Below are 19,861 nucleotides of genomic sequence, written 5' to 3'. Positions count from 1 at the left end.
TTGTTTTCGACGACGACGCCACTGTGGACCGGTTCCGAGGCGCGCGGGTCGAACAGGACGGCCGGGCCGCCCGGCGAGATGAAGTCGTTGTCGCGAATCGTCAGGTCGCGGACCGGGCCGGACTCCCACCAGTCGTTCGCGTCGCCCGATACGTAGATCGACGCCATCCCCGTACGCTCGAAGCGGTTGCGCTCGATCAGCACGGGCTGCCGAGTCGTGACCAGCACGCCGCGGGTCGGGGTGTTGCGGAAGACGTTGCCGGTGATCTCGACGCTGGGTGTCCTGGTGACGTTCTCGACCGCGTGGCCGCCGGACAACCCGGGCGGAAGTGACGCGTCAACCACAAGCAGGATGCTCGTGAGCGGCTCGTCGTGGCTGTGCCCGGTGGGCTGGCGGACGGAACGCACCCGGGCGGCCGCCACCGGCTGCAGGGTGCCGCGGTCGACGACCTCGATCTCGTCCCCCGGCCCGAACTGCGGCAACCCGGCCGTCTCGGGGTGCATGTAGTGCAGCAGCAGCGTGTCGGGACGAGGCTGGGCGCCGACCCGCAGATAGGTGCCGTGCACGTTGATCGGGTCGTCGTGGGAGCCGTCGAACTCGCAGTCGCGGACGGCCAGGTGCCCCCAGCAGCCCGAGACCTGCAGGAAGTCAGCGAAACCGGCGGTGTGGCGGCCGCTGCCCGAGGGCGGCTGGAAGGAACAGTTCTCGACAGTCACGTCCCGGCTGTGCTGCGCGACCACCCCGAACCCGTGCAGGTAGCGGAAGTGCAGACCGGACAGGGTGACGTCGGCGCTGCCCGAGATCAGGGCGCCTGGATGGTCCCGCGTCGTCTTCCGCATCGCGTAGACGAGCCCCACGTCGCCGGGCGCGCGCGCATGGTCGTACTCGATTCGCAGGCCTTCGGTCGTACGGCGGATCGAGTGCACATCTGTGAAGAGCGGGTTGGGTACGCGGCGGGCCGGGGTGAAGACCTGCGTGTAGTCGAGCGCGTCTGACCCCCACCACGTGAACCCGCCGGCCGGTGTCGGCTCGCCGTGCCAGAGCACCGAACGGCCCACCACGGTGTACGGGGTGACGGAGGGAACGCGCAGCACGCGGTAGGCGCGCCCGTTCTCGACCCCCGCCGAGGCCACCGTCGCGTCGACGACCGTGGGCACCGCGTAGTCGAATTCGAGGCCCTCGATCCGTACCCGGGAACTGCCGAGGACGGCGAAGGTGGTCTGCAGGCCGTGCAGCACGAGACGGGCGCCCGGACCGGTGATCAGCAGGTCGTCGATCCCCTCGACGAGCAGCGCGATCGACTTGCTGCGATAGCGCGGGTCGGCGCCGACCGTGTTGGAGACGTAGAGCTCACGCCGATGATCGTCGTGGGGCCACAGGTGGTACTCGCCCGGCGGAAAGTGGATCTCCACCGGGCCGTGGGCGTCGGCCGCCGCGCGCAGGGCCGCCCGCAGATCGTCGCCGGAGGTGACTTCGAGCCGCACGGGTCAGCCGGCCGTGAACGTGAAGGCGAGACGGGCCCGCGAAGTGCGGTACTGCGCCTGGGTACGCACGGGCGGGCCGCAGCTGGCCGAGCCCAGCCCGGTCACGCCGGCCGCCAGGTGCAGCCAGAGCAGGTCGCCCGCGGCGAGCTCGTCGGAGTGCCGCGCCTTTTCGAGCGCGGCGGTCGACCACGGTCGTACGGCTGCTTCGAACGGCTGGTCACCGGTCACCTTCACAGCACCGTCGGGCGTGGAGACGGACAGCCAGGACACCTCGGACCGGTTGCCGTTCTCCTGCGGGACGACGTACGGGGTCTGCATCTCTCGCACCGAGAGGCGATGCTTACCGGGCCAGACCGCGGCGCGCGAGTCGGGGTAGGCCTCCCCCGGGCCGAGGCCGTGCCACTCGACCAGCGCGGCGGCGGGGTCGGGCATTCGCAGGCCGAGGGCGATGCCGAGGCGGGGCAGCGTCAGGCGCCACTCCCCCAGTCGCTCGATGTCGACCTCCAGGCGGGTCGCCGAACCGTCGGACGACCAGGCGTACGTGACCTCGAAGCCGCTGTCGAGACCGGCCGGGAAGTAGCGGACCCGGTTCTCGTCGACGACGCGCTCGAGGAGGCGGTCGAGTCCCGCCTTGCGCCACTGCTGTTCCATCGACACCTTGTTGCGCAGGCCGGGGAAGCGGTCGTTCTCGGTCGGCGCGCGCCACGCGTCGAGGGTGAGCGCGGCGACCGGGAACGGGCCGAGATGCTCGGGGCGCTGGACAGGCCGGCCGGCGAAAGCGACCGGTGCGGGGGTCGAGGCGCGATGAACCCGCGACAGCACGCGACCGTCCGAAGTCGCGGTGACGGACGCACCGGCAAACGGCAGCCGGAGCGTCGAGAGCGGCCCGACCACCGGCACGTCGAGCACGCCGTCGGGCGACGTGAAGGTCACGGCAGACGTGTCGGTGAAGCTCCACCGGTTCTCGATCACCAGGTCGCCGCCGCGCAACGACAGCCGCACCGGGGTGATGATCGCCGCGAGCTCGGTCAGCCCCGGCGACGGCGTGCGGTCGGGGAAGACCAGGCCGTCGATGACGAACGAGCCGTCGTGGACGGCCTCGCCGAAGTCGCCGCCGTAGCGGTAGGAGCCGTCGCGCAGCAAGCCGTGGTCGACCCACTCCCAGATGAACCCGCCCGCCAGCCGCGGGTGCGCGTCGATGATCGCCTCGTAGTCGGCCAGCCCGCCCGGCCCGTTGCCCATCGCGTGCCCGTACTCGCACATCATCATCGGCATCCCGCGGCGCTTGGCGTCCTGCGCCGGATCGGGCAGCGCGGATTCCTCGTGGCGGCCGATCGCGGCGAGTTCGTCGTAGGGCGGGTACATGCGGCTGTAGACGTCGACACTCACGCAGGACGTGTCGCCCTCGTAGTGGATCGGCCGGCCCGGGTCGCGCGAGCGGGTCCAGGCGGCGTTGGCGGCGAGGTTACGGCCCCAGCCCGCCTCGTTGCCGAGCGACCACATCACCACGCTTGTCGCGTTCTTGTCGCGCTCGACCGTGCGGCGCATCCGGTCGAGATAGACGTCGGCCCACGCCGGGTTGTCGGACGGGTTGCCGCGCCAGTCGACCTGAGAGAATCCGTGCGTCTCGATGTCGCACTCGTCGACGACGTAGAGCCCGTGGCGGTCACAGAGATCGAGGAAGTAGGGGTCGGGCGGGTAGTGGCTCGTCCGTACGGCGTTGATGTTGTGTTCCTTCATCAACGCGACGTCGCGTTCCATCTGCTCGCGCGGAACGGCCCGGCCGGTGCGGGCGTCGATGTCGTGCCGGTTGACGCCGCGGAAGATCAGCGGGGCGCCGTTGAGCAACAGCCGGTCGCCCTCGACGCGCACGGTGCGGAAGCCGATGTCCAGCGTCACGGTCTCGCTGGCGGTGCTCACGAGCAGGCGATAGAGCCGCGGATTCTCGGCCGACCACGGCTCCACCGACGGCACCCGGGTGGCGTCCTTCAACCCCAGAGACGGCAGTTCCCACCGTACGTCGACCGGCGCCTCGACCGTGAGCAGGCCTTCGCCGGTCTCGTGGTCGTAGCCGGCGATCACGCGCAGGTCGTCGATGCCGCCGTCCGGGCGGTGCAGCAGGTCGACCGAGCGGAAGATGCCCGACATCCACCACTGGTCCTGGTCCTCGACGTAGCTGGCGAAGCTCCACTGGTGCACGCGCACGGCGAGCAGGTCGTCGCCGCCGGTGAGCCGCTCGGTGACGTCGAACTCGACCGTGAGGCGGCTGCCCGACGACCGGCCCACGGATTCACCGTTGATCCAGACCTCGAACCACGAGTCGACCCCGTCGAACCGCAGGAGCACTCGGCCGCCGTCCCAGTCGTCGGGGCGGCGTACGGTGCGGCGGTACTCTCCGGTCGGGTTCTCCGAGGGGACGTACGGCGGGTCGATCGGGAACGGATAGCGCACGTTCGTGTACGCCGGCGAGCCGTAGCCGTGCATCTGCCAGTTGCCCGGCACCGGCAGCGAGTCCCACGACTCCCCCGCGTCGGCCGGGTCCTGGTCGGTGTCGGCGGTGGGCGACCAGGCGAAGCGCCACGACCCGTCCAGCGGCAGCACCCCGGCGGTCGTGCGCAGCCGCGCCCGGGGCGGCTCAGCCCCGGTCGGCGGCGCGATGATCTCGTACGGTGCGGTCATCGGATCTCCAGACTTCTCGGATCGAGCACTACGCGCCGGCCGTCGGACAGGTCGACCTCGGCCCGGCGGCCGTCCAGCCGGACCGTGACCGTCGTGCGCCCGGCGGGCCGGCGCGCCCGCAAGGCGATCTCGGTGGCTGTCACACGGCCGTCGACGGTCTCCCAGGCCACGTCGACCGCGACCCCGGGGCGGGCGACCAGGCCGGTCGCGCGGCCGCTGGGCCACTGCCCCGGCACCGCGGGCAACAGGTCGATCATGCCGGAATGGCTCTGCACCAGCATCTCGGCGACCGCGGCGACGTAGCCGAGGTTGCCGTCGATCTGGAACGGCGGGTGGGCGGCGAACAGGTTGGGGTAGAGGCCGCCGCGCTGGCCCTCCCGGCCGGCCGGGGCCGGGCGGAGCACCAGGTCGAGAAGGCGTGACACGGCCTCGGGCTCGCGCAGCCGGGCCCGCAGCGCGAGCTTCCAGGCGAGGGACCAGCCGGTGGACTCGTCGGCGCGGTCGTCGAGGCTGCGGGAGACCGCGGCTCGCAGCGCGGGGTCGTCGGGGGTGTCGCCGGGGTAGGCGAAGGTCAGGTGGCTCAGGTGGCGGTGGCCGGGCTCGGCCTGGGGCGGGTTGTCCCGCCACTCCGGGATCAGGCCGTCGGCGCTGGGCTCGGGAGCGGGGACAGCGCGGATCTCGGCGGCGATCGGGTCGCCGGGCGGGGCGATCCCGGCGTACGCGTCGAACAGCCGGGCGATCAGCGTCAGGTCCATCGTGGACGAGCGGCCTGCGGCGACCGGGACGCCGTTCGCGAGGTAGTGGTTCTCGGGAGAGGTCGACGGCGAGGTGCTGCCGTCGTCGCGCAGCCAGTCGAGGCAGAACGCGGCGGCGCCCCGCAGGATCGGCACGATGCGGTCGAGGCCGGCGCCGCCGAAGCGCAGCCGCTCGTGCAGGAGCCAGGTCAGCCAGACGCCGCCCATCGGCCAGAACGACCACGACGGGTCGGCGTGGCCCCGGCCGACCGGCGCGGTGAAGGCCCAGGCGTCGGTGTTGTGGTGGGCCACCCAGCCGCGCGCGCCGTAGAGCGTACGGGCGGTGGCCCTGCCCTTGTCGGCCAGAGCTTCGAGCAGGTCGATCAGCGGTTCGAGGGTCTCGCCGAGGTCGGCGGTCTCGGCGGCCCAGTAGTTCATCTGCGTGTTGACGTTGATCGTGTAGTTCGAGCTCCACGGCGGCCGCATGTTGTCGTTCCACAGGCCCTGCAGCGTCGACGGCAGGCCGCCGGGCGCGGACGAGCTGATCGCGAGGTAGCGGCCGTAGCCGAACAGCAGGGCCGCGAGCTGCGGGTCGGTGCCGATGCGGTCCGCGGTCGGCCGATCCGGGGCGGCACCGCCGAGCGTCAGGGTCGTGCGGGAGAACTTCTCGGCGAAGGCCTTCTCGTGCCGCTCGGTCAACGCCGGGAGACCGAGGCCGAGGGCGCGGTCGGCTCGCTCGGACGCCGCACGGAAAGCGTCGCCTCGCGGCGCGCAGCCGATCCCGGCGAACGTGGTCGCGGTCGCGAGCACCAGCTCGAACCGCCGTCCACCCTCGACGACATTGGTCCGCACGACCACCGCGCCGAGCAGCGCGGGCTCGTCCCACACCGGTTCCAGGTCGGGCTCGTGCGGCGGGGGCATGTCGCTCGGCAGCCGCACGGCCAGCCCGTCGTCCGTGCGGCCGGTCACGTGCAGCGGCGACGACAGCGACCACGTGACGTCGACCGGCTCGTCCGCGTCGAGGGCGAGAACCAGGACGCCGTCCGCGTGCGAGACGAACGTCGTCCACCGCAGCCCGGCCCCGCCGAGGCGGTAGGTGACCCGGTGCGTGGCCGTGGCCAGGTCGAGCTCGCGGCGGTACTCCTCGACCTGCTCGCCACCGGTCGCGACGGCCACGCGCAGGTCGGCGAACGGCAGGTAGGCCTGCGACCAGCCGCCCTGCACCTCGCGAAGGCGCCGGTCGGCCGAGGCCGGGTCGCCCGCGTCGAGGGCGGCGCGTGCGGCGGCCAGGGCGGCCGCCGCGCGATCCGGGTCGATCCGGCTGTTCGAGCCCTCGCTGCCGGGACTGCCCGACCAGGCGGTGCCGTCGTTGAGCTGCAGGTGCTCGTGCCCGGGGGTGCCGTGCACCATCGCGCCCAACCGCCCGTTGCCGAGCGGGTACGCCTCGAGCCACTCCTGGGCGGGAGCCGGCGACCAGAGGAACATCGACTCTCCTAGCGCAGGTGCAACGTGCGGATCTCCCACGGTCCCAGCGCCACGTGCGCCGCGTCCACGGAGGATCCGGTGGTCCGGCCGAGCAGGTCGGCCTCGCTCGCCGAAGCGTACGGGCCGGTGATCTTGGCGGTGGTGGGGGCCGGGGTCATCGCGACCAGTCGCAGCTCGACGCCGGAATCGGTGCGGCGCACCGCGGTGACCGACACGCCCTCACCGTCGACCGCGAGCCCGCAGACGTCGGCGGGCAGCGGGCCGCCGATCGGCCCGAGACCGGCCTGCCACAGCCCCGGCGAGCGGAACTCCTCGGAGCGTCGCACCGCGTCGGCGGCCGCCCATCCGCCCGTCGCGGGCAGCACCGCGAGGTCCACGGTGAACTCGCCGCCGAGCTCCTGACCGCCGGGGATCGGGATCTCGGAGGCGGCCGGCTCGTCCCGCAGCGGGTGCAGGTTCACGCTCATCGCCCCGACCGCGCGCAGCAGCGTCAGCGCCAGCTCGCCGCCGTCGGCGACCAGCTCGTACTCGGTCGCTCCGGTGAGCAGCACGGTCGCGTCGCCGGCCGCGACGAAGCCGTACGCCGGGTAGGTGGGCAGCGGGAACTCGCCCCACCCGCCCTCGGCGGCCACGCCACGCTCGGTGACCGCGAACTGGCCCTCGGCCGCCGAGCCGCCCACCGGCCCGGACAGCGGGACGTGCAGCCGCAGCCGGTGGTCGGCCACGACGTTGACGAACGACACCGACAGCCGCACGAACGGCTCCCCCGCCCGCACCTCGACGCGCGTACGCACCGGCATGTCGAGGGTCTCGGCGCGACGGTGGTCGGGGTCGTCCGCGAGCCCGGCGGGCAGCCGATAGACGCGCGTGATCTCGACGGCGGCGCGCAACGGCCCGGTCTCCAGCACCCGCACCTCGACCGCTTCGGGCACGTCGACCAGCGTGTCGGCGGCCGGAGGACCGTAGTTGTAGCTGTCCCCGCGGTCGCCGCCGTCGACGAGCCGCCCGACCCCGGACAGCACCGTGCCGTCAGAACCGTGAACTTCCAGCGTGCCGTCCGGCAGCAGCTTCGCCGAGATCAGGCCGTTGCTCAGCTCCGACTCGGTGGCGTGCAAGATGCCCGGCGCCGGCGCGCTCTCGCCGGGAACGAGGCGGACAGCCGTACGCCCGGACGGCCCGACCGGGACGGCCACGAGCACCCGCCGTCGCGGCTCGGCGATCGTGCGCACCCGCCACGGCCCCGGATGAGCGGCCACCGCCCGGCGCAGCTCCCCGCGCAGGGCGAGCAGGTCGAACTCGGGCATGGTGGGCACGCGCGCGACGTGGAAGGTGAGCGACCCGGGAGTGATCTCGTAACGGTCGATCTCCTGCCCGAACAGCTCGCGCCGGTGGATGCGCCGCAGCACCCGCTCGACGTCGGCCGCCGCCCAGGTCTCGTCGCCCAGCTCGGCCGGCGTACGCCCGAGCTCCTGAACCGGCAGGCGGCGTCCGTCGGCCAGCACGGCGTCGCCGTCGAGTGCGGCCACCTCGGTCTCGACGAAAACCGTGGCGGCGGTCGTGCGCGGGTTGACCGCCAGCACCGCATCGGCCGGCACGTCGCGGGCCAGGCCGGCCAGGGCGGCGTCGCGCACGGCCCGGCCCAGTTGGGCGGCCTCGGCCAGGCGGGCGGCGACCTGGGTGACCGTCTCGTCCGTGCCCGAGCCGACTACCGAGTCGTGCGCGGACGACTCGACGACCTTGCGCCAGGCCTTCTCCAGGAACGGCAGGGTGCGGTCGAGCGGCACGTCGACGGTGAGGCGCTCGGCCTCGTCGAGGACGCGCTCGGCGGCGGCCATGGCGTCCTTGAGGCCGCGGCGCACCGACAACACCCCCGGCAGGATGTTGGCCCGAGCGTGGCTGCGCAGCTCACCGCGCACCTCGGGAAGCTCGGCCACGCCTGCCAATGCAGAGACGTACTCGTCCAGCGTCGCCACCGTGATCGGCCGCTCGGGCGTGGAGAAACGGCGTACCAGGTCCATCAGGTCGGCGCGGGGAGCCATGTGGTCGGTGCCGACCATGCCGAGGATCGGGTCGGCGCCCCAGCGCTTCCGGGTCAGCTCGTGGTAGTCGCCCAGCGCCCGTGGGATCTGGTCGGGCACCAGCAGCACGTCGAGGGCGTTGCCGTAGCCGTCGAAGAGATATTCCGTACGCACCGACGAACCGTCGGGCGCGGTCCAGCGGAACGCGTGCCCGTCGATCTCGGCCGGCACGCCCCGCCAGAGAGCCGCGTGCCCGAGACCGGCGCGGGCCAGGATCTGCGGCATCTGGGCGACATGGCCGAACATGTCGGGCAGGTAGCCGATCGGCATGGCCCCGCCCAGCTTCTGCGCGCCGGCCCAGCCGAGCTGCAGGTTGCGGACGATCGTCTCGCCGGAGCAGAGGAACTCGTCGAGCAGGATCAGCCACGGGCCGAGCGCGAGCTGCCCGCGGCGCACGGCGGCCCGTACGCGTTCGGTGTTCTCGGGCCGGATCTCCAGGTAGTCCTCGATCGCGGCGGTCTGACCGTCCAGGGTGAACCGGAACCCGGGCTCGGCCTCGGCCAGCTCGAGGACCTGGTCGAGCGCGTCGACCAGCCGGTGCCGGAAGACCTGGAACGGCTCGTACCATTCGCGGTCCCAGTGGGTGTGCGGGACGAGGACGATCATCGGGTGTTCTCCTTCAGCCGGGCGAGGCCACCGGCGGGGATGCTGACCAGTTGGGGGCCGGCCGGGAGCCACACGGTCGTGTCGACGAGCAGGCGGCCGCGAGCGTCGCGGACCTCCAGCTCGACCTCCCGGGCGGCTTCGGCCAGGAGAACTGTAGGACTGTCGTCGGCGTTCGCGATCAGCACCTCGGTCCAGTCCCCGGTGGGCACGACGATCGGCTGCGGGGCGTACCGGGCGATCAGGTGCCGGCCGTCCGCCTCGACCCGGGCGACCGGATAAAGCAGGTCGGGGCGTTCCGGGGTGAGGCGGCCGTGCAGGATCAGGTCGCGGTTCTCGCGCCACACCCCCAGCCAGAACTCGAGCGTGCCGTAAACACGTCAAGAAGGCTGGTATCCGGCGGCTTGCAACGTGAACAGGCCCGCGTAGCGGCCGCCGGCGGCCAGCAGGTCGGCGTGGCTGCCCCGCTCGACGAGCACGCCCTCGTGCAGCACGAAGATCTGGTCGGCGTGGATGACGTTGGCGAGCCGGTGGGTGATCAGGATCGTGGTGCGGTGGCCCTGGCGGCTGCGGATCGCTTGGAACAGCGCGTCCTCGGCGCGCGGGTCGAGCGCGGACGACGGTTCGTCCATGATGAGCAGGTCGGCGTCGCGATAGAAGCCGCGGGCGGCCGTGATGCGCTGCCATTGGCCGCCGGAGAGATCGTGACCCTCCTTGAAGGTGCGGTCCAGCAGGGTCCGATAGCCGTGCGGCAGCGCCAGGACGGTCTCGTGCGCGGCGGCCCGGCGGGCGGCGGCCTCGATGCGGTCCTGGTCGGCGTCCGCGCTCAGGTCGCCCATCGCGATGTTCGTGGCCGCCGTGTACGGCCACTTGTGGTGTTCCTGCAGCACGACCGCGATCCGCGCGATCAGAGCGTCGCGGTCCCATTCGGCCAGCCCGCGGCCGTTCCACGCGATCGAGCCCGAGCTGGGCATGCGCAGCGCGGCGATCATCGCGGCCAGCGTCGACTTGCCCGAACCGTTCTCGCCCACGAACGCGACCGTCTGACCGGCCTCGATGGTCAACGTGACGTCGTCGACGGCCGGGGTGTCGCGGTCGGGGTAGCACAGGCTCACGCCGCGGATCTCGAGCCGGCGCAGCGGGGGTGGCGCGGGCCGGTCGGTGCGCTCGCGGCCGGGCAGATAGGTCTTCGCGCGGTCGAGGAAGCCCAGATACTCCTTGAAGTACTGCCCGTCGGTGAACATGTGGTCGAGCTGGAAGGTGACCGTCGACAGCGACCGCTGCGCCGCCTGCACCGCGACCACGCAGGTCACGGCGGCCGACAGCGGAATGTGCCCGCCGGCCAGCAGGAAGCCGAGCAGCAGCCACACGCCGCCCAGGCCGATCCCGCTGATCACCGCGCCGACGCTGGTCGTCGTCGTGACCCGGCGGGCCAGACGCAGGTCCTCGGCGGTCTGCGCGCCCATCACCATGTCGTACTGCCCGAGCAGGAAACGGCGCAGCCCGTACGACCGCAGCTCCGGCGCCGACTCCCGATCGGCCATCTGACGTTGCAGCACCAAAAGGCGCCGGCGGCGTACGGAACCGGCGAGATAGCTCGAATATCGCAGGTGGCCCGCGCGCAGGGCGGCGTACCCGTTGGGCAGGGTGGCCACCAGCAGCGCGAGCAGGAGCAGCGGGTTGATCAGGATGACGGCGACGGCCACCGCGATCACGCCGATCAGACCGGCGAGCATGTTGGCCGTGTCGTGGACCAGTCCGTTGGCCGCGTCGCTGCCCCGGGTGGCCCGTTCCATGTCGTCGGCGAAAGCATCGGCGTCGAAGGCGTCCAGACGTACGGCGGTGGTGGCCTCGAACAGGCGGCGCTCGGCCTCCTGGTCGACGCGCGGGGTCAGGCCGTTCTGGGCGTAGCCGGTGGCGATGCCGAGCGCGCCCCGCAACGCCGTGGCGGCGGCCAGCGCGATCAGGGCGGGCAGGGCGGCGCGCACCCGGTCGGGGGTCGGCCCGCCGCCGAACAGTTCGACGAGCAGGCGTTGCGTCGACAGCAGGCCGAACGTGGCCATCGCCCCGGCCGCGAGGGTGGCCAGACCGACCACGAGCGTACGGGCTTTGTCGGCTCGCCAGGCGACGGCAACCGCTTGGCGTACGAACTGGGGAAGCTCGGCGAACACCCCGAGGAGCCCGGTCTCGGCTCGACGGCGTACTCCGTGCTCCCACCAGGCATTGCGTAGTTCGGGCAGGACGGTCTCCTCGGTGACGCTCACAGACACCTCGCTCCTCGTGGGGGCCGGGCACCCTCCACACTCGCGGCTACGCGGTGTTCTGTCGCCTACCCGAAAGAGTTAGGCACATCGACGCCCTGGCCGAGCCGACCGTGTCGGGGGACACAGATCGCATTTCTCGGAACCGGCGCGGGGTATCGGCGTTGATCAGGGTGAAGTGACCGCTGCCGAATGGGGAAGTGACACGTGGAAGCCGTCGAGTCGAAGAACGAGCTCATCGCGGTGTGGACGAGGCTGATCGAGGACCGCGGTGGGGTGCCGGCGGCCGGCGAGGGGGTCAGCTATCTGTGGGCCGGCAGCACGTTCCCGTTCTGGAACACGCTGACACTCACCGGCGAGGACATCCCGGCCGAGGATCTCAGCGAGCAGCTCGTGCGGGCCGCGTCGTTCATGCGGGGCCGCGACCAGGGCGGCTACCTGTGGCTGTTCGAAGATCTGCTGAGCCCACGCGCGAAGGAGGAACTGGAGCGGCGTCTCGAGGAGGCCGGTCTGGAGATCGCGTTCAGCGGCGCCGGCATGGCGGGCGAGCTGTCGCTGAGCGAGCCGCAGCACCCGGGCCTGGTGTTCCGCCGGGTCGAGACCGAGGACGACCTGGAGACGTACGGGGAGATCAACGCCCTCGCCTATGACATGCCCACGCGGGTCGGGCGTGACGCGCTGGCCGGCTCGAAGTTGTGGCTCGACGAGGCGTACGCCTTCATCGGTTATCGCGACGGCGAACCGGTGACCTGTGCCGCCTCGATCGCGAGCACCGGCTCTCTCTTCCTCGCCCTGGTCGCCACCCTGCCCGGCCATCGGGACAACGGCTTCGGCGAGGCGGTCAGCCGCAAGGCGATCTTCGAGGGCGCGCGGGCCACCGGCAGGGGTCGTGTGGTGCTGCACGCGACCGCCGAGGGCCGGCCCGTCTACGAGCGCCTCGGGCTGACCGCCAACACGCCGATCCACTTCGTGCAGCCGGCCGGCGCCCTGGACGAGGTGGGCGACTGAGGCGCGGGCCTGGGTCTTTTCCCGGCGTTCACCTGACGTTCAGACGCCGGTGGCCGTGATCGTCAGGTCACCATCGGCGATCCATTGACGGTCCACGCGTCGCTGACCTGTGGGTTTGCGGCTCGATTCGGGTTCTGGCAACTGGTGTTACTCGCAAGCAACCAGTCGGAATCCAGTGGGAATCCACAAACGTCTCCCTACTCTCCTGTCCGGCGCGTCCGGAACTGTGGCTTTCGCAGCTCCGGGCGTCGCGCTCCATCGCCGGCACAGAGAAGAGAGTCGTCGTGACTACCCAGACCGCGATCGCGTCACCGACCACGGGCACCGACGCGGAAGAGCGGATGGCCGCCCTGCACGCCGAGCACTCACGGCCGCTGTTCCATTTCCTGCTCGGGCTGACCAACGGCGAGCGGCACTCGGCCGAGGACCTGCTGCAGGAGACCATGCTGCGGGCCTGGCGCTATCTCGACGCCGTGCCGGACGAGAGCGAGGGCGCCCGGCGGTGGCTGTTCACCGTGGCGCGGCGGGTCACCATCGACGCGGTGCGGATGCGCCAGGCCCGTCCGGCCGAGACGACCATGCTCGACGTCACCTGGATGCCGACGACCGAGGACTCCCCCGAGTCGGTGATCGCCGCCGAGTCGCTGCGGCGGGCGGTGCACGAGCTCAGCGACGCCCACCGGGCGATCCTCTCCGAGCTGTACGTGCAGGGGCACACCACGGAAGAGACCGCGAATCGTCTGGGCGTGCCGATCGGAACGGTGAAATCCCGGGCGCACTACGCGATCCGGACGCTGCGGGATGCCCTCTTTCTGGTGGGTTGACAAAGGTTCACCGAATCTCCGAGACGTTCGGCTCATGAACTAGTGCCTGGTTCGGCACGTCGTCTCTGGCAAGCACAGCGAAGGGTTGAAGGACATGGAGAGTCGGCTTCAGAGCCGCACGGGCACGGCGGCGACGGACGAGGTTCTGTCGGTCGAGGAGGAGGCGTTCTTCGACGCTTTCCTGGGCGCCGCGATGACCGTGCAGCGAAACGTCACCGCGGACCTGCTGCAGGAGCAGAACAGCACGCTGAGCGAGCACAACGCGCTGCGGCACCTGGCCGGCGCGCCGGACCACCGCATGCGGATCAACGAGCTGGCCACGGCCGGCTTCCTCTCGCTGAGCCGCATGAGCCGGATCGTCGAGAAGCTCGAGAAGCAGGGCCTGGTCGACCGGGCGCAGGTCGAGAACGACCGGCGCGGGTGGTACGCGGTGCTCACCGCGCAGGGCCGCGAGTGGCTCGAGCGCAGCGAGCAGTCGTACGCGCAGAGTGTCCGCCGTCACGCGCTCTGCATGCTCGACCCGGCCAGCGTACGGGTGCTCACGGCGGCGGCGCGGCGGCTGGCCGCGCTGCCCGAACCCGACCGGGCGATGCTGACCCGCCACATGCGCGTCGCTTGAGCCGGGCCGGGTGGCAGGCCCCGGGCAGCGGCCCGGGGACCGGCAATCAGGCGGCTTCCGGCTTCTTCAGGTAGACCGTGATGCCGGTGGAGCCCTCCTGCACGCTGCCGTGCCCGCCCTCGTAGTTGGCCGAGGCGAGTCCGCCGTCGGCGGTCGTCTTCTCGTCGCCACAGGCGTTGGTGAAGGCCAGCCCGAACGAGGCGATCACCGCGAGCGGGGCATAACGAACGGATCGCATGTGTGAACTCCATGACTGCTAGGGGATGCTGACCGGGACAACGGCGGGCCCGGCCGGGGTATTCGAAACGGCCCCCACATTGCGATATGGAACACTGCGCCGCAGGCCAGAGGCCATGCTTGACGTTGACAACGAAATGGGACGGCCCTGAGTTCACCAGCGCTGCGAAGATCTCACCCCGGTTCACCGCGGCGAATTCCGCACTATCTTTAGCGACGCTGTGAACCAACTTCGATTCGACGTTCTCGGACCGGTCCGCGCGTGGGACGGCGACCGGGAACTCAACCTCGGTCCCCGACAGCAACGCCAGGTTCTGGGTCTGCTGTTGATCCGTGCTGGTCGCGACGTGCCGGTCCCCCAGTTCGTCGAGATGCTGTGGGGGCACTCCGCTCCGGCCAGCGCGGTCAACAGCCTGCACCGGTTCATCGGTTCGCTGCGCCGCATCCTCGAGCCGGGTCTGGCCGCCCGCGAGGAGGGCCGCTGGCTGCGCCGGCGCGACGCCGCGTACCGGATCGTCGTGCCCGAGGGCAGCACCGACCTGATGGTGTTCCGCCGGCTCGCCGACGAGGCGCGCGAGGCCGAAGGGCTGGGCTTCCGCGACGTGGCCATCGCCCGTTACGTGGAGGCGCTGCGACAGTCGCGCGGCCGGTGCGTCGACGACGGCTCCGGCGGGCCGCGCTTCACCGCCTTCCGGTCCATCGACACCGAGTACGCCACTGTCGCCCGCGACGCGGCCCGGGCCGCTGTCGCCTTCGACCGCCTCGATCCCCTGCTGCCCGCGGTGCGCCGGGCGGCCGAGTCGAACCCGCTCGACGAGGCGTTGCAGGCAAGGCTGATGCTGATGCTCGCGGCCGGTGGCCGGCAGGCCGACGCGTTCAGCCTCTTCCAGACCGTGCGCGACGCCCTCGCCCGTGAACTGGGCGTCGATCCCGGCCCCGAACTGCGCGCCGCCTACGACGAGGTGCTGCAACCCCGGCAGATGGTGGTCGACGGCCCAGCGCCGAGCGTGCGGGTCAACCCGGCGCAGCTCCCCCGCGACCTGCCGCTGTTCACCGGCCGCCGCTCCGACCTGGAGCGGGCCGGTCGTCTGCTCGACCGGGGCGAGGACGCCGGCATGCCGATCGTCGCGATCGACGGCATGCCCGGCGTGGGTAAGTCGACCTTCGCCGTGCACTGGGCCTATGACGTGGCGGGCCGCTTCCCGGACGGCCAGATCTACTTCGACCTGCGCTGCGACGACCCGGACGACGGCCCGATCAGCCCCGACGAGGCGTTGCGCTCGATGCTGTCCGGGCTCGGCGTGCCCAACGAGGCCGTCCCGTCCGGGGTGAGCGCGAAGGCGGCCCTCTATCGCAGCCACGTGGCCGGGCGCCGGCTCATCGTGCTGCTCGACAACGCCCACGGCGTCGACCAGGTGCGGCCCCTGCTGCCCGGCTCGGCCGACTGCCTGGTGGTGATCACCAGCCGCAGCCGGCTGACGGCGCTGACCGCCTCGCACGGCGCCGACCTGATCACGCTCGAGCCACCCGGCCCGGACGAGGCGCGGGCCCTGCTCAGCCGCCGCCTCGAGGCGATCATCGGCGAGCAGAACCCGGTGACGCTGCGCGACGCGCTCGACAGCATCGCGGCCTCGTGCGGGCGGCTGCCGGCGGCGCTCACGGTCGTGGCCACCGAGGCCGCGAACTACCCCGCGCCCAACCTGCACGAGATCGCTTCGGCGATGCGCCGGGCCGGGCCGACCCTCGACGCGCTGGGGCCCGAGAGCGCCGACCAGATCCGTACGCTGTTCGGCCGTTCCTACCGCACCCTGAGCCCGGCCGCGGCCCGGTTGTTCCGGCTGCTGTCCCTGCATCCCGGCCCCGACCTGGCGACTGCCGCGGCGGCCAGCCTGACCGGGGCGGCACCGGCGGCCACCCGCGCGGCGTTCCTCGAGCTCGTCCGCGCGCATCTGCTCACCCCGAGCGGCCCCGACCGGTTCGCGCCGCACGTGCTGCTGCGGGCGTACGCCCAGGAGCTGTGCGACGAGATCGACGGACCGGCCGAGCAGCGGCCGGCCCGCGCGCGGCTGCTCGGCTACTACCGGCACACGGCCGACGCGGCCCATCGCCTGCTGCATCCGCACCTGACCGCCGTCTCGGCCGGCGAGGCGCCCGAGGGCATCACGGTCGAGGTCCTCGCCGACGGCCGTGCCGCGCTCGCCTGGTTCCGGGCCGAGCTGGCCGCCCTGCGCGCGCTGATCGAGCACGACGTCGAGTTCGACTCCGGCCCGGTCATGTGGCAGCTCGCGACCACGTTGGTGCCGTTCTTCCAACGCTGCGGGCTGGCCCACGAGTGGCTGAGCACGATGCGTTCCGCGCTCGCCTCGGCCGAGCGGACAGGCGACGTCGACGGGCAGGCCCACCTGCGCCGCGGCCTGGCCGGAGCGCACTACTTCCTCGGCGACAACGGGCACGCGCGCGACCAGCTGCGGATGGCGCTGAAGCTGTTCGCCGGGCAGGGCCGCACCGCCGAGCAGGCCTACGTGCACAACAATCTCGGTCTCGTGCTCGCGGCCGGGGGCAGCACCGCCGACGCCGAACGCGAGTTCACCACCGCGGAGGAACTCTTCCGCGAGATCGGCCAGCCCAAGGGGATCGCGTCGGCCGTGCAGGGCCTCGCCTCGTGCCGGGCCGCGACCGGGCGGTACGAGGCCGCGTGCCACCTGTTCGAGCGGGCGATCGCGATGTATCTGAGCATCGAGGACACCGACGGGGTGAGCGGCTGCCTTCTCGACCTCGGCCGCCTGTGGCACGAGGCCGGCGACTCCGAGCTGGCCGCCGAGTATCTGTGCCGCGCGGCGCAGCTCTACCGCGAGGACGGCAATCGGGCCGACGAGGCGACCGCGCTGCTCGTCCTGGGTGACACGCTGGCCGCCAAGGACCCCGGCGAGGGTGCGTACGCCGCGTGGCGGGCCGCGCTCGACATCCTGGAGAGCCTGCGGCTGCCCGCCGCCCGCACGGTCCGTGACCGCCTTCACGCCGGATGACGCTTTCTGACCGAACTTGATCTGAACGACCGGCCGGATCCTCCGTTACAGGTGGGGGACACCCTTTCGGGGCGGAAGAGAGACAGTGAAATAGGTGAACAGCATCGACCCGGTCGCCGTCGTGGCGGCCGACAGCCTGGTCCGGGCCGGAATCACCCGCATGCTCGCTCAGGTGCCGGGCATCGCGGTGCGCCACGAGCTGGCCGACGTCGCGGTGCTGCGCGGTCAGCGCCAGCCGATCCTGATCGTCCTGGACCTGCACGACCGTCCGGCAAGCCGGACCGGCGCGGCGTTCTGGGCGCAGATGCCCGACGGGCACCGCACGGTGGCGCTGTGCCGTCCGGACGACCCGCCGGACCTGCTCGCCGCCGTGCAGAGCGGCGCGACCAGCCTGCTCACCCGGCGCTCGGCGGCCACCGAGCTGCACCCCGCCGTCGACGCGGCGCGCCGCGGCGCTCTCTACCTGTCCGCCGACCTCACGCCGTCGCTGCTGCAGCAGGCGACCGCGGTGCCGTCGACGCGTGAGCTGCGGCTGACCGAACGCGAGATCGAGACCCTGCGGTGGGTGGCGCAGGGGCTGACCCACGGTCAGATCGGGCGGCGCATGGGGCTGACCGAATCGACCGTGAACACGTACGTCAAGCGGCTGCGGGCCAAGCTCAACACCGGCAACAAGGCCGAGCTGACCCGGCGCGCGATCGAGCTCGGCTACGTGGCCACCCGCTGAGGCGCCGCGCCGGGAGCACCGGCGCGGCGTCCTTGTTCACAGCGGCCGGTCGATCCAGCACGGCCTGCCCCCTCCGGCCCCCGACTACTTGACGTTCTCGTGGGCGGCCCGCTCGATGAAGGCCGCGGTGGTGCCGGGGTGCGAGACGAACACCGAGTGCGAGGCGCCCTGGACGACCTTGACCTTGGCTTTCGCCCGCTTGGCCATGAACTCCTGCGCCTTGGCCGGGATGTTCCGGTCGGCCCCGCTGATCAGGTCGTAGCTCGGGATCGTCTGCCACGCCTGCGGTCCGGTGGCGTCCTCGGCCAGCGCGGCCTGGGTGATCGGGCGCTGCGCGACGGCCGACAGCCTGGCCTCCTTGGCGGGCACGTCGGCCGCGAACTGCTGGTGGAACTTCTTCTGGTCGATGTAGAGGTCGGTGCCGCCGCCGGGCAGCTTGACCTCCTTGAACGCCGCGCCCAGGGTGCTGCCGGGGAACTTGCCGGACAGGTCGACCGCGCTCTCGCCGGCCGCGGGCAGGAACGCCGCGATGTAGACCAGCGCCTTGACGTCCTTGTCGCCGGCCGCCGCCTTCGAGATCACACTGCCACCGTACGAGTGACCGACCAGCACGATCGGGCCGTCGATACTGTCGAGCAGCGCCTTCACCGAGGCGGCGTCGGAAGCCACGCCGCGCAGAGGGTTGGCCGCGGCGACCACCGGGTAGCCGTCCTTGAGCAGCCGCTGGGTCACCGCGTTGTAGCCGCTGCCGTCGGCGAACGCGCCGTGCACGAGCACGACGGTGGGCTTCCTGTCGTTCGCGTCGGCGGCGGACGCGGTGATCACGCTGACGCCGGTGGCCGCGAGCACGGCCACGCCGGTGGTGGCCAGGGTCTTGAGCTTGATGCTGCGCATCGGTGTTGCCTCCCGTTGTTGGATCTTCGGGAGCCGACGCTATGGCCCATTAGTGAAAATCAAGTGGCAAACAAGTGGGACCTCGCCGGACTGACCACAAGTGAGAGCAGCGCCACTGCGCCGCGGATGAAGCTATCACCCGGCCCGGTCCTGCCAAAACACCGATGATCTGTCGGCCAAACGTCAATTCCGACGTGCCACGCGCCACATTTCCCCGGGGCTATTGCACAACATCCGACAGTCCTGAAGAGTGTGCCGGTACCGCAGGTCAGAACGTTGCGCAAAGTCGTAGACAAGTGACGCAACGCGCTCCACTGACACCAAACAAGACCCTGATCAGGCAATTCTCGCCGGCGCCGAGTTACTAGACCAGTGTGTTACCGGCCGGAAACCATTGGCAATCAATTCGGAATCCATAGACGGATCCCTACTGTGCTGACAGGACCACCGCGCATTCGAGGAATCGGACGAGCGGTGGCGCCGAGGGAACTGTTCACCGATCCGCGAGGAACCGGTCCGGGCTCACCGGGCGGCGATTGCGGATACAGGGAAAGGCCGTCGCCGTGAACACCGAACTGCTCGCCCCGTCCCCGACCGCGGTGACGTCTGAGGTACGCATGAGCCGGCTGCACGCCGAGCACTCCCGGCCTCTGCTCAACTTTCTGATCGGCCTCACCGGCGGCGAACGGCACGCCGCCGAGGACCTTCTGCAGGAAACGATGATCCGCGCCTGGCGGCACCTGGACAGCGTGCCGGAGGAGTCCGAGAACGCCCGCCGGTGGCTGTTCACCGTGGCGCGCCGGGTAGCCATCGACGCGGTCCGCATGCGCAAGGCGCGCCCGGCCGAGACGAGCGTGCTCGACCTCAGCCGAATCCCGGCGGCCGACGACACCCCCGACACGGTGCTGGCCATCGACGCGCTGCGGCGGGCGGTGGGCAGCCTCAGCCAGGCCCACCGCCGGATCCTGTCGGAGCTCTACTTCGAGGGCCATTCGACCCGCGAGACCGCGACCCTGCTCGGCGTCCCGGTGGGGACCGTGAAGTCGCGCGCGCACTACGCCCTGCAGACCCTGCGGGACGCGGTCGTCCCGCTGAACTGACCGGGGAAGCCGGGCGCCCGGCGGCCTTTCCAGTGGTGGAATATACGACGATTCGCGGGCCGCCGAGGTTCACACGAAGACGGCAATATCTCACCCGGAGGC

Annotated in this window: 13 protein-coding genes and 1 pseudogene; 6 read left to right on the top strand and 8 right to left on the bottom strand. The window is 71.7% G+C overall.

What is annotated here, in order from left to right; translation table 11 throughout:
* Positions 1–23: 23 nt before the first annotated feature.
* The 6 genes and pseudogenes from EER30_RS50250 to EER30_RS20045 all read right to left on the bottom strand — a co-directional run.
* A pseudogene (locus tag EER30_RS50250) lies at positions 24–839 on the bottom strand (right-handed parallel beta-helix repeat-containing protein); the annotation flags it as partial.
* A gap of 648 nt (positions 840–1,487) precedes the next feature.
* Positions 1,488–4,163 carry a glycoside hydrolase family 2 TIM barrel-domain containing protein gene (locus EER30_RS20065; protein ID WP_127502036.1) on the bottom strand — a complete coding sequence of 892 codons (2,676 nt, stop codon included), beginning with the start codon at positions 4,161–4,163 and terminating at the stop codon, positions 1,488–1,490.
* Positions 4,160–6,382 (bottom strand): glycosyl hydrolase family 95 catalytic domain-containing protein, encoded by a 2,223-nt coding sequence (locus EER30_RS20060; RefSeq protein ID WP_127502035.1) that lies wholly within the window; start codon positions 6,380–6,382, stop codon positions 4,160–4,162. Before EER30_RS20060 ends, EER30_RS20065 begins: the two co-directional genes overlap by 4 nt.
* A gap of 8 nt (positions 6,383–6,390) precedes the next feature.
* On the bottom strand, positions 6,391–9,066 hold the full coding sequence (locus EER30_RS20055) for a glycoside hydrolase family 38 N-terminal domain-containing protein (protein WP_127502034.1): 2,676 nt from the start codon (positions 9,064–9,066) through the stop codon (positions 6,391–6,393).
* Positions 9,063–9,410: a hypothetical protein gene (locus EER30_RS20050; protein ID WP_127502033.1), complete on the bottom strand. Its 348-nt coding sequence runs from the start codon at positions 9,408–9,410 to the stop codon at positions 9,063–9,065. Before EER30_RS20050 ends, EER30_RS20055 begins: the two co-directional genes overlap by 4 nt.
* A gap of 33 nt (positions 9,411–9,443) precedes the next feature.
* Complete coding sequence (locus EER30_RS20045) at positions 9,444–11,327, bottom strand: ATP-binding cassette domain-containing protein (RefSeq protein ID WP_240670170.1); 1,884 nt, start codon at positions 11,325–11,327, stop codon at positions 9,444–9,446.
* Positions 11,328–11,531: 204 nt separating this feature from the next.
* On the opposite strand from EER30_RS20045, the gene EER30_RS20040 reads away from it, so the two are divergent.
* The 3 genes from EER30_RS20040 to EER30_RS20030 all read left to right on the top strand — a co-directional run bounded on the left by EER30_RS20040 (position 11,532) and on the right by EER30_RS20030 (position 13,775).
* Positions 11,532–12,332, top strand: a complete 801-nt coding sequence (locus EER30_RS20040; RefSeq protein ID WP_127502031.1) for a GNAT family N-acetyltransferase — start codon at positions 11,532–11,534, stop codon at positions 12,330–12,332.
* Positions 12,333–12,616: 284 nt separating this feature from the next.
* Complete coding sequence (locus tag EER30_RS20035; protein WP_240670169.1) at positions 12,617–13,156, top strand: sigma-70 family RNA polymerase sigma factor; 540 nt, start codon at positions 12,617–12,619, stop codon at positions 13,154–13,156.
* 94 nt (positions 13,157–13,250) lie between these two features.
* Complete coding sequence (locus tag EER30_RS20030; RefSeq protein ID WP_127502030.1) at positions 13,251–13,775, top strand: MarR family winged helix-turn-helix transcriptional regulator; 525 nt, start codon at positions 13,251–13,253, stop codon at positions 13,773–13,775.
* A 46-nt stretch (positions 13,776–13,821) separates the two neighbouring features.
* On the opposite strand, the gene EER30_RS20025 is transcribed toward EER30_RS20030, so the two are convergent.
* Positions 13,822–14,013 (bottom strand): hypothetical protein, encoded by a 192-nt coding sequence (locus EER30_RS20025; RefSeq protein WP_127502029.1) that lies wholly within the window; start codon positions 14,011–14,013, stop codon positions 13,822–13,824.
* Positions 14,014–14,233: 220 nt separating this feature from the next.
* Between EER30_RS20025 and EER30_RS20020 the strand changes: the two genes are divergently transcribed.
* Together EER30_RS20020 and EER30_RS20015 are read left to right on the top strand one after the other, a co-directional pair.
* Entirely contained in the window at positions 14,234–17,038 is a 2,805-nt protein-coding gene (locus EER30_RS20020) for an AfsR/SARP family transcriptional regulator (protein ID WP_127502028.1), read from the top strand.
* Between the two features lie 94 nt (positions 17,039–17,132).
* Positions 17,133–17,765 (top strand): response regulator transcription factor, encoded by a 633-nt coding sequence (locus tag EER30_RS20015; protein WP_127502027.1) that lies wholly within the window; start codon positions 17,133–17,135, stop codon positions 17,763–17,765.
* An 84-nt stretch (positions 17,766–17,849) separates the two neighbouring features.
* On the opposite strand, the gene EER30_RS20010 is transcribed toward EER30_RS20015, so the two are convergent.
* Positions 17,850–18,659, bottom strand: a complete 810-nt coding sequence (locus tag EER30_RS20010; RefSeq protein ID WP_127502026.1) for an alpha/beta hydrolase — start codon at positions 18,657–18,659, stop codon at positions 17,850–17,852.
* Between the two features lie 563 nt (positions 18,660–19,222).
* On the opposite strand from EER30_RS20010, the gene EER30_RS20005 reads away from it, so the two are divergent.
* A complete protein-coding gene (locus EER30_RS20005) occupies positions 19,223–19,759 on the top strand; it encodes a sigma-70 family RNA polymerase sigma factor (RefSeq protein WP_240670168.1) in 537 nt (178 codons plus the stop codon).
* Positions 19,760–19,861: the final 102 nt, after the last annotated feature.

The sequence above is a fragment of the Actinoplanes solisilvae genome (assembly GCF_003999975.1).
Lineage (GTDB): Bacteria > Actinomycetota > Actinomycetes > Mycobacteriales > Micromonosporaceae > Actinoplanes > Actinoplanes solisilvae.
This window is presented reverse-complemented; position numbering and strand designations above follow the sequence as displayed.

Coding starts and splice junctions, on each gene's coding strand:
- EER30_RS20065 (WP_127502036.1), bottom strand. CDS start 4,163: ATGACCGCACCGTACGAGATCATCGCGCCGCCGACCGGGGCTGAGCCG.
- EER30_RS20060 (WP_127502035.1), bottom strand. CDS start 6,382: ATGTTCCTCTGGTCGCCGGCTCCCGCCCAGGAGTGGCTCGAGGCGTAC.
- EER30_RS20055 (WP_127502034.1), bottom strand. CDS start 9,066: ATGATCGTCCTCGTCCCGCACACCCACTGGGACCGCGAATGGTACGAG.
- EER30_RS20030 (WP_127502030.1), top strand. CDS start 13,251: ATGGAGAGTCGGCTTCAGAGCCGCACGGGCACGGCGGCGACGGACGAG.
- EER30_RS20025 (WP_127502029.1), bottom strand. CDS start 14,013: ATGCGATCCGTTCGTTATGCCCCGCTCGCGGTGATCGCCTCGTTCGGG.
- EER30_RS20010 (WP_127502026.1), bottom strand. CDS start 18,659: ATGCGCAGCATCAAGCTCAAGACCCTGGCCACCACCGGCGTGGCCGTG.